10 protein-coding genes are annotated in these 13,815 nt (G+C 71.5%); 2 read left to right on the top strand and 8 right to left on the bottom strand.

Annotation, left to right across the window (positions count from 1 at the left end):
* Positions 1 to 36: 36 nt before the first annotated feature.
* Positions 37 to 3,186: a PAS domain-containing protein gene (locus VIS07_17345; protein ID HEY8517278.1), complete on the bottom strand. Its 3,150-nt coding sequence runs from the start codon at positions 3,184 to 3,186 to the stop codon at positions 37 to 39.
* Between the two features lie 257 nt (positions 3,187 to 3,443).
* On the bottom strand, positions 3,444 to 5,315 hold the full coding sequence (locus tag VIS07_17340; GenBank protein HEY8517277.1) for a hydantoinase B/oxoprolinase family protein: 1,872 nt from the start codon (positions 5,313 to 5,315) through the stop codon (positions 3,444 to 3,446).
* A 173-nt stretch (positions 5,316 to 5,488) separates the two neighbouring features.
* Here VIS07_17340 and VIS07_17335 point away from each other — a divergent pair, with 173 nt between their 5' ends.
* Positions 5,489 to 7,015 carry an amidohydrolase family protein gene (locus VIS07_17335; GenBank protein ID HEY8517276.1) on the top strand — a complete coding sequence of 509 codons (1,527 nt, stop codon included), beginning with the start codon at positions 5,489 to 5,491 and terminating at the stop codon, positions 7,013 to 7,015.
* A 45-nt stretch (positions 7,016 to 7,060) separates the two neighbouring features.
* On the opposite strand, the gene VIS07_17330 is transcribed toward VIS07_17335, so the two are convergent.
* The 4 genes from VIS07_17330 to VIS07_17315 form a co-directional block, all read right to left on the bottom strand.
* A complete protein-coding gene (locus VIS07_17330; protein HEY8517275.1) occupies positions 7,061 to 8,071 on the bottom strand; it encodes an SDR family oxidoreductase in 1,011 nt (336 codons plus the stop codon).
* A gap of 53 nt (positions 8,072 to 8,124) precedes the next feature.
* Positions 8,125 to 8,847 (bottom strand): hypothetical protein, encoded by a 723-nt coding sequence (locus VIS07_17325; GenBank protein ID HEY8517274.1) that lies wholly within the window; start codon positions 8,845 to 8,847, stop codon positions 8,125 to 8,127.
* A gap of 178 nt (positions 8,848 to 9,025) precedes the next feature.
* Positions 9,026 to 10,399 (bottom strand): nicotinate phosphoribosyltransferase, encoded by a 1,374-nt coding sequence (locus VIS07_17320; protein ID HEY8517273.1) that lies wholly within the window; start codon positions 10,397 to 10,399, stop codon positions 9,026 to 9,028.
* Between the two features lie 29 nt (positions 10,400 to 10,428).
* Positions 10,429 to 11,013, bottom strand: coding sequence for an isochorismatase family protein (locus VIS07_17315; protein HEY8517272.1), 585 nt, complete (start codon positions 11,011 to 11,013; stop codon positions 10,429 to 10,431).
* 219 nt (positions 11,014 to 11,232) lie between these two features.
* Between VIS07_17315 and VIS07_17310 the strand changes: the two genes are divergently transcribed.
* A complete protein-coding gene (locus tag VIS07_17310) occupies positions 11,233 to 12,561 on the top strand; it encodes a citrate synthase (protein HEY8517271.1) in 1,329 nt (442 codons plus the stop codon).
* Here the strand turns inward: VIS07_17310 and VIS07_17305 are convergent.
* Positions 12,558 to 12,863 (bottom strand): hypothetical protein, encoded by a 306-nt coding sequence (locus VIS07_17305; protein HEY8517270.1) that lies wholly within the window; start codon positions 12,861 to 12,863, stop codon positions 12,558 to 12,560. The genes VIS07_17310 and VIS07_17305 overlap by 4 nt on opposite strands.
* An 89-nt stretch (positions 12,864 to 12,952) precedes the next feature.
* Complete coding sequence (locus VIS07_17300; protein HEY8517269.1) at positions 12,953 to 13,732, bottom strand: ATP-binding protein; 780 nt, start codon at positions 13,730 to 13,732, stop codon at positions 12,953 to 12,955.
* Positions 13,733 to 13,815 lie beyond the last annotated feature (83 nt).

Raw genomic sequence — 13,815 nt, 5'->3', positions numbered from 1 at the left:
GGCCGCCGGCGCGCGCGGCCGTCGTCCGCGCGTCGCTCAGGTAGCGAACAGCGAGCGGATCAGCGCGTCGAGCGCCTCTGGCTCGACCGGCTTCGTCAGGTGGTGGTCGAAGCCCGCCTCGAGCGCGCGCGCACGGTCCTCGCTCGAGCCGTAGCCGGTCACCGCGATCAGGATCGTGTCGCGCAGCCGCGCGTCGCGGCGCATCTGCTGCGCGACCTCGTAGCCGTTCATGCCGGGAAGCCCGATGTCGAGCAGCACCGCGTCGGGCGCGAACTCCTGCGCGGCGTGGACGCCCGACGGGCCGTCGTGCGCCGTGCGCACCGCATGCCCGCCGAGCTGCAGCAGCAGCGCCATGCTCTCCGCGGCGTCGACGTTGTCGTCGACCACCAGGATGCGCCGCGCGTGCTCGGGCGTGCGCGCCATCGCGGGCGGTTCGGACACGGACGGCTGCTCCTCGTCCTCGGGCGTCAGCACGAGCGGCAGGCGCACGGTGAACGTGCTGCCGCGTCCCGTCCCCGCGCTCGCCGCCTCGACGCGTCCGCCGTGCATCTCGACCAGCCGTCGTACCACCGTGAGCCCGATGCCGAGCCCGCCCTGCGCGCGGTCGAGCGTGCGCTCGGACTGCGTGAAGAGCTCGAAGACGTAGGGCAGCACGTCCGGCGCGATGCCGATGCCGTCGTCGCGCACGCGCAGCACGACCTCCGCGCCCTCGCACCAGGCGTCGAGCCAGATGTGCCCGCCCTCCTCGGTGTACTTGGAAGCGTTGTGCAGCAGGTTCGACAGCACCTGGCCGAGCCGCGTGACGTCGCCCTCGAGGCGCAGCGTCTCCGACGGCAGCGAGATCGCGAGGTGCTGCTTGCGCGCGTCGATCAGCGGCCGGCTCGCCTCGACCGCGCGGCCCACGACGGTGACGAGATCGAGGATCTCCTTGTCGAGCTCGATGCGTCCGCGCGTGATCCGCGACACGTCGAGCAGGTCGTCCACGAGCCGCGTCAGGTGGTGTACTTGACGGTCGATGACGTCGCGCGGCCAGGCGAGCTGCGGATCGCCGCTCGAGCGCAGCTTGAGGATCTCGACCGCGTTGCGGATCGGCGCGAGCGGGTTGCGTAGCTCGTGCGCGAGCATCGCGAGAAACTCGTCCTTGCGGCGGTCCGCGGCGCGCAGCGCCTCCTCCGTGCGGATGCGCTCGCTGATGTCGCGCGCGACCGACGACAGGTACTCGAGCGTCCCGGTCTCGCTGCGGTGCCCGATCAGCACGAACGACACCGGGATCTCGCGTCCGTGGACGTCGAGCAGCGCGCCCTCGTCGGCCACCACGCCCTCCTCGAGGGCGCGCGGCAGCCATTCCTTGACCGTGCGCTCGGCCGCCCACGGCGGACAGATCGACCAGATGTCGGGCATGCTCTCGCCGCTCGCGTCCTCCGCGATCCCGAGCATGCGGCGTCCGGCGCGGTTCAGGTACTCGAGCCGACCGTCGGCGCGCGCCACGGCGACGTAGTCGGGCGTCGCCTCGAGGATCGACGCCAGGCGACGCGCCTGGCGCTCGGCGAGCACCTTCTCCGTCACGTCGAGCAACAGCCCGCTCGCGCGCTCGACGCGGCCGTCCGCGCCGAGCGTCACGCGGCCGCGGTCCTCGACCCAGATCACGCGACCGTCGTCGGGGCGGATCACGCGGAACTCGCAGCGGTACGCGCCGCCGTGTGCGATCGCGTCGCGCACCGCGTTCTGGTGACGCTCGCGGTCGTCGGGGTGGATGTAGCGGAAGGCTTCGGCGACCGAGTCGATCCCGGGCGTCAAGCCAAGAACGGTGCGCGCGCTGTCGGACAGCGTCGTCTTGCCGGTGCTCGCGAGCCATTCCCAGGCGACCATGCGGCCCGCGTCGAGCGCGAGGCGCAGACGCTCCTCGCTCGCCTTGAGCGCCTCCTCGACGAGCCGCCGCTCGGTGATGTCGTAGGTGACGCCGCTCACGCGCACCGGCACGCCGCGCGCGTCGCGCAGCACCGCGGCGCCGCCGATGCACCAGCGGATCTGCCCGTCCGCGCGCACGATGCGGAACTCCGCCTCGCCCGACGTGCCGCTCGCCGCCGCCTCGCGCGCGAGCGCCTGCATCCGCTCGAGGTCGTCCGGGTGGACGTGGGCCCACAGCGCCTCGACCGTCGGCTGGAAGGTGAGCGGATCGGTGCCGAAGATCGCGTGCTGCGCGGCGTTCCACTGCATGAGGCCGGTCGTGAGGTCCCAGTCGAAGGTGCCGAGGCGGGCCGCGCCGAGCGCGAGGTTGCGCATCGTCTCGCTCGCGCGCAGCGCCTGCTGGTCGCGCGCGCGCTCGACGAGCGGCCACACGCGCGCGGTGATCTTGTCGAGCAGCGCGAGCTCGTCGCGTCGCCAGCGCCGCGGCTCCGAGTCGTCGACCGCGAGGTGGACCACCGAGCGTCCGGCGCGCGCGAACGCCGCGTTGGCGAACGCGCGGACGTGCATCGCGCGGTAGAGCGGCGCGAGCTCGCGCGTCAGCGGATGCGTCTCGACGTCGTCGACCGCGACGCTGCCGGAGAGGATCGCGCGCAGCATGTCGGGCGACACGAAGTCCTCGAGCCGGTGGCGTCCGCCGATGCGCGGCGAGCGGTCGTGTCGCCACTCCGGGTGGATGATCACCGTGCCGGCGGTCTCGTCGATCTCGCCGAAGTAGCAGCGCTGACCGCGCAGGTACTGCCCGACCTCGCGCGACACGACGCGCATCATCTCGTCCGGATCGTTGATGAAGCTGAGCGTCTGGCTGAGGCGGCTCACGAACTCGGCGTCGCGGATCTCGCGTCGCGCCGCGGTGACGTCCTCCGCGATGCCCATGAGCGTGCGCACGCTGGAGTCGGGTCCGAGCTCCGGGATGAGACGCGCGCGGTACACCGATTCGCCGAGCTCGACGTCGACCCCGCGCATCTCGCACGACTCGATCGCCGCGCGCGCCGCCGCCTCGAAGGCGTCGCACGCCGACGGCTGCAAGCCCGTCTCGCGCGCCGTCTTGCCGAGGAAGACGTCGGCGGGAATGCCGATCATCCCCTCGACGTTGCCGCCCAGGAAGACGAAGCGCAGGTCGCGGTCGATCCGGAAGAGGATGTCGGGCGAGCTGTCGATGAGCAGCTCGAGCTCGCGGTCGCGAGCGTCGCGCAGCGTCGCGTCGTCGGCGACGGGCAAGCTGCTGCTTCTCTCGCGCATGGGGCTTGCGCGCTGCCGGTCGCGGGTCTTGGCCTTGGCATTCCCGCTCGCGGCAGCCGATCAGGCCATAGACCCTTGCCGGACTGGCTGCAATGCAGGAGTTTCCGCGCGCCGCACGCAGCGCATGTCGCCCGTCGCTGCGTCGCGGACCACCCACGTCCGGCCGCGACGCGGGGTAGCGGTCGACGCCGTGGTCCCGACCCGCGGTGCGGACGTCCCGGCGCCCGGCGCGCGGCCTAGCGCGCCGCCCGCATCTTGGCGCGCAGCTTCTCGGTCGCCTCGTGGTCGACCGCGAGCGTCAAGTCCTCGAGCGAGCCGGTGAGCACCACGCCGTAGTCGCGCCGCGCGCCCTCGACGCTGACGTACTCGTCGAGCACGTCCTCGAGCACCTTCTCCGGCGGGCGCTTCAGGGGATCGCCCCAGCCGCCGCCGCCGCCGTAGTGGTACTCGTAGCACTCGCCGGCCTCGTGCAGGACACGCTCGGACTGGTCGCCGATCACGCGCGTCCCGGGCAGGCGCTCGCCGTTCGGGCCGACGCGGACGAGTAGCTCGTTCGGCGAGCCGTCCTTGCCGCCGGCGATGCCGGGCATCGGGTACTTCTTGCCGACGACGTAGGTGTAGACCGTCGCCGGTGTCAGCACCTGCTTGCGGTAGACGCTGCCGCAGTTGCCGCGGTACTCGCCGGCGCCGCCGGAGTCGGTGTCGTAGTCGCGCCAGAGCTGACGCACGGGGAAGATCGACTCGTTGATCTCGGCGGTCGCGCGGATCAGGTTGCCGAAGCTGACGTTCATCGCGCCCCAGCCGTCCTGACCCTGCACCGCGCCGCAGTACGCGGCGAAGGTGTCCACCGAGTGGTCGATGAAGGTCTTCCCGGTGCGCGGGTTGGTGCCGAAGATCACGGTCGGCATGCCCATCTTGTAGATCTGCGGGCAGCAGCGCGTCGGCACGACGTTCGAGAGCGCCTTCGCGATCGCCTCGCCGACCTCGGTGCCCGGATGGTGCGTGCCCGCCGCGACCGAGCGTCCCGGCGGCGGATTGAGGCAGCAGCCCTCGGGCACGATGAGCTCGATCGAGTCGAAGAAGCCCTCGTTCTTCGGGATGTCGGGATCCATCATCGCCGCGAGCTGCGCGACGACGTAGCCGCGGGTGTTGCCGAAGGTCGAGTACGCCTGGATCTCGGGACGGTCGTCCGAGCCCGTGAAGTCGACGGTGATCGACGAGCCCTTGATCGTGATCTTGCAGTGGACGTGGATGTCCTTGTTGCCCTTCGGATCGTGGTCGACGTAGGTGTCGGACTCGTAGACGCCGTCGGGCCAGCTCGCGACCTCCGCCTTGAAGCGCCGCTTCGCGTACTCGATCATGTAGTCGACCGCGGCGCGCACGGTCTCGTTGCCCCAGCGCTTGCAGATCTCCTGCAGACGCTTGACGCCGAGCTGAGCGGCGCCGACCTGCGCGCGCAGGTCACCGAGGAAGGTCGGCGTGCGGTTGTTCGCCGCCATCATGTAGGTGACGTCCTTCCGCTCGACGCCCTTCTCGAAGATCTTGAGCGCCGGGAAGCGCACGCCCTCGGCCCAGATGTCCGGCGCGTCGACGTTGTAGCCGCCGGGCGCGCCGCCGCCGGTGTCGGCGTGATGGCACTGGATGGACGCGATCAGCACCATCTCGCCGTCGTTGAAGACCGGCGCGAAGACGTTGTAGTCCGGCAGGTGGCCGCCGCCGTGGTACGGATCGTTGGCGACCAGCACGTCGCCCTCGTAGAGGCCGTCGCGGCCGAAGAAGTCGAGCGCGAAGCGCACCGGCAGCGTGCTCGACAGCATGAACTGCGGGATGCCGACCGACAGCGCCGCGAGGCAGCCGCGCGCGTCGAGGATGGTCGCGTTGCGCTCGTTCGACTGGTTCAGGATCGGCGTCGTCGCCGTCAAGCTGACGTGCGTCGCCATCTCGAAGGCCACCGTCTCCATGGCGCCGCGGATGATCTCGGCGGTCACCGGATCGATCGACGCCGTCGCCCGGCGGCGGGCCGTCGCGCCCGCGCTGAGCGGACGCGTGATCGCGCCGGCACGCCGCGCCTTCGCCTTGCCGCGTGCCACCGTTCGATGCGCCTTCACGTGCGGTCCTCCGTCCGGCGATTAGCGAACGCCGGGCGGTGGCTTGTCAAGTGACCGATCGGTCGAGCGAGCGGCAGATCGCGCGCGCGATCGGTCCGCTGCGGTGGCGTCCGGAGCCGCTCGCGCTTTCCACGGTTGAAGGCCGGCCCCCGAAGCGTGCACACTCGGGCACGATGATGCGCTTTCCCTGGATTCGCATGCAGCGGAAGACCGACCCCGAGCTGCCGGTCGAGCCCCCGATCCCGCTCGGCAACCTGTCGAACGGCGAGTTCTTCCACGAGCAGACGCCGCTCGAGCGCCGCATGCGCGACGAGATCCTGCGCCGCGCCGACGAGGGCGCCCGCAAGCTCGGCATCGACCGTCGCGAGTTCCTCGCGAGCGCGCTCGGCATGACGACCTCGCTCGCGGTGGTGAACCTGTTCTCGGGCTGCTCGGACTCGAGCAGCGGCTTCCGCACCCCGGAGGATCCGCTCGACTGCGAGGGCGCGAACGAGATCCTGACCGGCGACGAGTTCATCTTCGACATCCAGACGCACCACATCGAGGACGAGGAGACCTGGCGCGAGCGTCACCCGGGGCGCGAGTTCAACGCCGACGGCTTCGCGCAGTTCATCACGCTCTACCAGTGCGACCTGCCGGACCGTCGCGAGTGCATCGGCCCCGCGCAGTACGCGCGCTTCATCTTCCTCGAGTCCGACACCACGGTCGCGACGCTGTCGGGCTTCCCGTCGCCGATGTGCGACGACGGCACGCTGTGCACCAACCTCAACAGCAACGAGGGCATGGCGTACTGGCGTCAGCTCATCAACGACGCCGCCGGTAGCCAGCGCATGGTGCAGCACTGCCAGGTCGCGCCGAACGACCGCTGGGAGCTGCAGGCCGCGATGATGGAGCGGATCCGCGAGGAGTACGGCAACCACGGCTGGAAGTGCTATCCGCCGTGGGGACCGAACGGTCAGGGCTGGTGGCTCGACGACGAGGAGATCGCGGGGCCGTTCATCCAGAAGTGCATCGAGCTCGGCGAGCCGCTGATCTGCGCGCACAAGGGCTTCCCGCTGCCCGGCTTCGACCGCATCCACACCGACCCGCGCGACGTCGGCCCGGCCGCGGTGCGCTACCCGCAGGTCAACTTCGTCGTCTACCACTCGGCGTTCGAGGCCCAGAACCGCGAGGGGCCGTACGACCCGAACGGGCTCGGCGTCGACCGTCTGTGCCGCACGGTCGAGGAGCACGGCCTCAAGGGCAAGAACGTCTACGCCGAGCTCGGCAGCGCGTGGGTGCTGTCGATGCGCAACGCCGAGGGTGCGCAGCACCTGATCGGCAAGCTCGTCAAGTTCCTCGGCGAGGACAACGTCCTGTGGGGCTCGGAGTGCGTCTGGTTCGGCTCCCCGCAGCCGCAGATCGAGTTCTTCCGGGCGCTGCAGATCTCGCCCGAGTTCCAGGAGAAGTACGGCTACCCGGAGCTCACGCCCGAGATCAAGCGCAAGATTCTCGGGCTCAACGCCGCACGCATCTACGGCATCGATCCGAACGCCGTGCGCTGCACGATCGACGAGAGCAAGCTCGGACGCGCGCGTCGCGAGCTCGATCTGGCGCTCGGTCCGCGGCGCTGGGTGTTCCAGAAGCCGCTCGGACCGCGCACGCGGCGCGAGTTCATGGCGCTCGCGCGCTGGCGGCAGTTCCTGAACCGGCCGGCCTGACGAGGTGACCCGATCCGGCGGGCGGCGCGGGGCGTCTCCGGGCGCTCAGGCGCCGCCCGTCGTCGCGGGCAGCATGCCCCGAGCGCGGAACCACGCGATCGCGTCGGCGATCGCGCGCGCGAGCGGTCCGTGTCGGTAGCCGAGCTCCGCTTCCGCCTTCGCCGACGAGAACTGGAAGCGGTCGGTGTACGCCCAGCGCACCGCCATCGAGTTGAGCAGCGGCTCCTTGCCGGTCACCGCGTGCTGCAGGTCGCCGGCAAGCCCGACCAGCGCGGCGAGCGGACGCGGCACCCGCCACTCGAGCGGCCGCACGCCGGCGACGCGGGCGATCAGCCGGAAGCACGCCTCGTAGGTCATGTTGTCGCCGCCCAGGATGTAGCGCTCTCCCGTGCGGCCCTTCTGCCACGCGAGCACCATGCCGCGCGCGACGTCGTGCACGTCGACGAAGTTGTTGCGGCCGGTGCTGTAGCCCGGTGCTTGACGCTGGACCACGCCGAGGATCATGCGCCCCGAGCTCGGCTTCGCGTCGTACGGACCGAACATGTAGGTCGGATTGACGATCACCGCGTCGAGCCCATCGTGCACCGCCTCGCGGACGACGAGCTCCGCCTGGTGCTTGGTCGTCGCGTAGCCGTCGTCGAGGCCGAAGTCCGCGAAGTTCCAGGGCGCGTCCTCGGTGCACGGCTTGCCGTCCGTCGACAGCCCGACCGCGGCGACCGTCGAGCAGTGCACGAGGCGCGGCACGCGCGCCGCGCGCACCGCGGCGATCACGTTGCGCGTGCCGTCGACGTTCGCGGCGACGAGCTCCGGCGTCGGGCGCGGCAGCACGCTGACCACCGCCGCGCAGTGAAAGACGACGTCGACCCCCTCGAACGCCGCGGTGAGCGCGCGCACGTCGCCGAGGTCGGCGCTCACCCACTCGATCGGATGACCCGCGAGGTGGCGCGTGCTCGCCTCGCTGCGCCGCGTGGCGCGCACCTCGTGCCCCTGCGCGAGCAGCTCGAGCGCGAGGTTGCCTCCGACGAGCCCGGACGCTCCGGTGACCGCGGCGCGCATGGCGCCGCTTCATAGTCGCTGCGCCGTCCGCCCGCCAGGCGGCGTCGAGGTGCTCAGCGGCCGCCGAGCAGCGCGCGGTACATCTCGAGGTTGAAGAGCAGGTCGTCGCGGTACCACGGGCGCACCTCGGGCTCGAGGTGCGCGAGCTCCCAGGTGAGCGCCTCGACCTCGCGGCGCGCGATCTCGACGGTGTCGCCGCGGTGGTCGCCCCGCGCGAGCTGGTAGGCGTGCACCAGCTCGTGCGCGAGGAGCGAGCGCAGCTCGGCGGGCTCGAGCGCGTCGCGTCCGACGAACGTGCTGGGCGCGACCTCGATCACCACCACGCCGTCGACCAGGCGCGCGCAGCTGTACGAGCCGAGCAACCGCGACCAGGCGAGGCTGCCGCCGACGGCGGTGCGCTCGGGCGCGCGGATCACGATGTCGAGCGGCGGCGGCTGCGAGAAGGTGTCCGCGTGCCGGCGCAGGACGTCGTGGAGCGCGGCCTCGAGCTGCTGCACGGCACCGGGCGCGGCCCACAGCGTCCCGTCCCCCGCGGCCTGCGGCTCGGTGGTGTCGTACCAAAAGCTTGCTTGATCGATGCGGGTCGCGCGCACGTGCGGCGCGTCCGCTCCCGCGGATTCCGCAGCTTCCGCAGATTCCACAGGCTCCGCAGCTTCCGCGGAAGCGCGCTGCGCGGCGGCGGCGCCGTGCGGGCAGACGACGTCCAGCAGGGCCGACAGGACGACCAGCGCCGTCAGCCCGGACAGGCGCGGACGGCCGCCGGGGCGAAACGACATCGCCGGCACCATAGCCCAGATCCGCGCCGGAGCGTACGGGCGGCGCGGCCCGGACGTCGTCGCCGCGAGGCGCGCCCCGCAGGTCCCGAGACCGTGCCCCGGCCGCCGCGAGACCGACCGTCGCCGGCACGCGCCGACGAGCCCGCTTCGGGACGCCGAGCGCTGCTTCGGCGTCGCCTCAGCGCTGCGTCGTCGCCGCGCGCTCGCGCTGCTGCGCGATCAGCGCCTCGAGCGCCGCGGAGCGCCGCACGGGGTAGGGCTCCTCGACCGGCGCGAGCGAGCGCAGACGCGCTGGCAGACGCTCGACCGCGGCCCGCCGCCGCTCGCGCGCCTCGTCCACGCTGCCGCGCGGCCGCAGGCGCCGGCCGTCCGCCAACACGCGCTCGAGGAGCGGACGGCCGCCCGAGGGAGGCGGCTCGTCGGCGAGCGCGATCACGTCGTACGCGTCCTCGCCCGCGCCGACGCGGTAGACCTGCTTGCGTCCGGGCGCGGTCATCTTGTGCGTCGAGAGCTTGATCTTCGGCCCGCGCACGTCCTCGACGAGCTTGTAGACCACGGACAGCGACGGCGCGTCGTGGCTCGTGCCGAGCTTGGTGCCGACGCCGAAGGCGTCGATCGGCGCGCCCGCCGCGAGGAGCTTCGCGATCGCGTGCTCGTCGAGGTCGCCCGACGCGAAGATCTCGATCTCGGGATGTCCCGCGTCGTCGAGGATGCGGCGCACCGAGCGCGACAGCTCGAGCAGGTCGCCCGAGTCGAGGCGTACGCCCTGCACCGTGATCCCTTCCGGGCGCAGCTCGCTCGCGACGCGCGCCGCGACCCGCGCGCCTTCCTCGGTGTCGTAGGTGTCGATCAGCAGCGTGCTGCGCTTCGGGAAGTCGCGCGCGAAGGTGCGAAACGCCTCGTATTCGCTCGCGAAGCTCATCACGTACGAGTGCGCCATGGTGCCCGCGAGCGCGAGCCCGTAGCGCTTGCCGGCCAGCACGTTCGAGGTCGCGACCGCGCCGCCGATGCACGCCGCGCGCGCGCCCTCGACCGCGGCGTCGGCGCCGTGGTCGCGGCGCGCCGAGAAGTCGACGAAGCGCCGCTCCCCGCAGGCGAGCGCGACGCGCGCCGCCTTCGAGGCGATCATCGTCTGGAAGCCGACGCAGTTGAGCAGGAAGGTCTCGACGATCTGCACCTCGACCAGCGGCCCCGTCAAGCGCAAAAGAGGTTCGTTGGCGAAGCAAACCTCGCCCTCGGGGATGGCCCACACCTCGCCGGTGAACCGCAGCCGCGCGAGGCGGTCGAGGAACGCCGGACGGAAGATGCCGAGCCCATCGAGGTAGGCGAGCGAGGCCTCGTCGAAGCGCAGCGTCTCGAGGTAGTCGAGCGCACGCTCGAGCCCGCACGCGACGAGGAACGCGCGCTCGGGCGGCAGCGCGCGTACGAAGAGATCGAAGGTCGCCTCGGCGTCGAGGTCGTGCTCGACGTAGCTCGCCGCCATGGTGAGCTCGTAGAGGTCGGTGAGCAGCGCGACGTCGGCCGCGTAGGGGGGCTCGCTGGATGCGGACATCGCGCCCTGAGTAGCCGACTCGGCGCCGGCTACGAAACCTCGATCCCGGCCTGCCGCATCTCCTCGAGCGCGCGCTCGCCGTCGCCGGGCTGGCGGTCGACCGGGCGCACGCCCTCGCGCAGCACGGTGGTGGCGAAGCCCTCGCGGACCGCGTCGAGGGCGGTCGCCCGCACGCAGTAGTCGGTCGCGAGGCCGAGCACGACGACGCGCTTCACGCCGCGCGCGCGCAGCTGGTCGGCGAGCCCGGTGTCGGTCTCCTCGCCGGTCAGCGGGTGGCGCTCGCGGAAGGCCGAGTAGCCGTCGGTGCCGTTCGCACCGCTCTTCACCGAGATCGCCTCGACGCGCAGGAGCTCCGGGTGCAGCTCCGCGCCCCACGACCCCTGCACGCAGTGCACCGGCCAGATGCCGCCGTCCTTCTCGAAGTGCGGCGTGCTCTCGGGGTGCCAGTCCTGGGTGTAGACCACGACGGCGCCGGCCTCGCGCGCGCGGCGGATCTCGCGGTTCGCGACCGGGACGACGTCCTCGCCGCCGCGCACGTACAGCGCGCCCTTCGGGTCGGCGAAATCGTTCTGGACGTCGACCACGATCAGCGCCGCTTCTGGCCCGTATGCCACGAAAAAATGATGCGGGCCCGAGGTCGCGGGGTCAACCGCGGCCCCCGATCCTGCATGCGCGCGCACGCATGGCATCGCGCGCACGATCGGTTAGAAGTTTGGGACCTTCGCGACGTGGCCGCGCCGAGCGGTCACTCGAGCCACCGGGCGGCGCAAGCGCGGACCTCTCGCCCGTGCCGCCATGATATGGAGCCAGCATTGCCAGGGAGTGAGAACGACATGCCCAAGGACACGCTGACGATCACCGACAACCGCACGGGGAAGCAGTACGAGATCCCGATCGAGCTCGGCGCGATCCGGGCTGCCGATCTCAAGCAGATCAAGGTCTCCCCGGACGATCCTGGTCTCGTCAGCTACGATCCGGGCTTCGCCAACACGGCGTCCTGCAAGAGCCGCATCACCTACATCGACGGTGAGCGCGGCATCCTGCGCTACCGCGGCTACGACATCGCCGAGCTCGCGGAGAAGAGCACCTACCTCGAGACCGCGTACCTGATCGTCAAGGGCGAGCTGCCGGACTCGAAGCACCTCGCCATGTGGCGGCACAACATCACCGTGCACACGATGGTGCACGAGAACGTCAAGAACTTCCTCGAGGGCTTCCGCCACGACGCGCACCCGATGGGCATGCTGGTCGGCACGATCGGCGCGCTCTCGACCTTCTACCCGGACGCGAAGAACATCGACTCGCTCGAGTCGCGCCGTCTGCAGACGCGCCGCCTGATCGGCAAGCTGCCGACCATCGCGGCGTTCGCCTACCGCCACAGCCGCGGGCTGCCGTACGTCTACCCGGACAACGAGCTCAGCTACACCGGCAACTTCCTGCAGATGCTGTTCCGCATGACGGAGCGGCACTACAAGCCGAACCCCGTCCTCGAGCACGCGCTCGACGTGCTGTTCATCCTGCACGCCGACCACGAGCAGAACTGCTCGACCAACGCGGTGCGCTCGGTCGCGAGCTCGCGCGTCGATCCGTACTCGGCGGTCGCGGCGGGTGTGGCGGCGCTCTACGGCCCGCTGCACGGCGGCGCCAACGAGGCCGTTATCCGCATGCTTCAGGAGATCGGCTCGGTCGACAAGGTTCCCGCGGCGATCAAGCGCTTCAAGGCGGGCGAGGGCCGGCTGATGGGCTTCGGCCACCGCGTCTACAAGAACTACGACCCGCGCGGGAAGATCATCAAGAAGCTCGCCTACGAGGTGTTCGAGGTCACGGGCAAGAACCCGCTGATCGACATCGCGCTCGAGCTCGAGCGCATCGCGCTCGAGGACGACTACTTCGTCTCGCGCAAGCTCTACCCGAACGTCGACTTCTACTCGGGCATCATCTACCAGGCGATGGGCTTCCCGGTGACGATGTTCCCGGTGCTGTTCGCGATCCCGCGCACCGCCGGCTGGATGGCGCAGTGGGCGGAGATGGTGCGCGATCCGGAGCAGCGCATCAGCCGGCCGCGGCAGCTCTACATCGGCGAGGCCGAGCGCAAGTACGAGCCGATCGAGAAGCGTCCCGAGCCGACGACGCGCGAGGACGCGGTCGACGACACGATCTAGGTCGAGCGGCTCGCTCGACCAACTCGGCGACGGCGCTCGCGGAGCTCAGCGGCGCGCGCCGCGCAGCGCTCCTCGACCTCGACCACGTCGCGCTCGAGCGCCGCCGCGAGCGTCGGCGCGGCGAAGCGCACGCCGACGACGCTCGCCGCTTCGAGCAGGAGCCGCTCGTCGTCGCCCGTGCGCTCGAGCTGCTGCTCGACCATCTGCCGCAAGCTCTCCGGGACGCCGACGCGATCGAGGCGCGCACGGTCGGCGCCGTCGCCCGTCCCGAGCAGCCCGCGCGCGAGCAGCTCGTCGACCACGGTGACGACGAACAGCGGGTTGCCGTCGGTCTTCGCCTACAGCCAGCGCGCGCGCTCGGCGGACGGCGCCGCGTCCGGCAGCCGCGCCGTCAAGTATGCGTGCACGGCCGCCTCATCGAGCAGGTCGAGCGCGAGCTCGCGGCAGCGGCGGTGCAGCACGACTCCTGCTTCATCGCGCGCACCGGCTGTCCGTGCACGATCGCGTCGACCGGCCGGTACGTGCCGAGGATCAGGAGACGCGCCTCCTCGTCGCGCTGCGCGAGATAGGACAGCAGGTCGATCGTCGAGTGGTCGCTCCAGTGCAGGTCCTCGAGGACGAGCAGCACCGGACGCTCGCGGCTCAGGACGTCGAGCGCGTCGGCGAGCGTGCGCAGCATGCGCTCGGGCGCGACGGTGCCGACGCGGCGCCGCAGCGCGGCGCGCTCGTCCCCGGACAGCACGCCGCCGAGCTGCAGCAGCCACTGCGGCGCGAGCGCGCGCAGGCGCTCGACGAGCCGACGCTCCTTCGCCGCGCGACAGAGCCGGCCGAGCCCGTCGAGCACCGGTAGAAACGGCTCGCGCGCGCCGTAGCTCGCGATGCACTGCCCGCGGATCGTCCACGCGCGCGGCTTGCGCTCGCGCACCTCCGCCAGGAAGACCTCGAGCAGCGTCGTCTTGCCGAGGCCGGCGTCGCCCGACACGAGCACCATCTGGCGGCGTCCCGTGAGCGCGGTGGCGAGCGCGCGCTCGAGCTCGCCGTGCGCCGCCGCGCGGCCGACGAAGGTGGCGCGAGCGCTCTGCGTCGTCGCGGCCGCGGCGCCGTTTCCTTGCGGCGCTGCACGACACCCGACGAAGCGATAGCCGCGCCGGTGCACGGTTTCGTCGCTCACGATGCCGCGCCCGTCACGCCGTGGACGGGCGGCAATCGAACCGAAATCGAACCGATTCCTTAGGACTCGGGGACATCGAACCG

Source organism: Candidatus Binatia bacterium (assembly GCA_036563615.1).
In the GTDB taxonomy this organism is placed as follows: Bacteria; Desulfobacterota; Binatia; order UBA12015; family UBA12015; genus DATCMB01.
The sequence above is the reverse complement of the archived record's forward strand: the minus strand, read 5'-3'. Positions and strand labels throughout refer to the sequence as shown.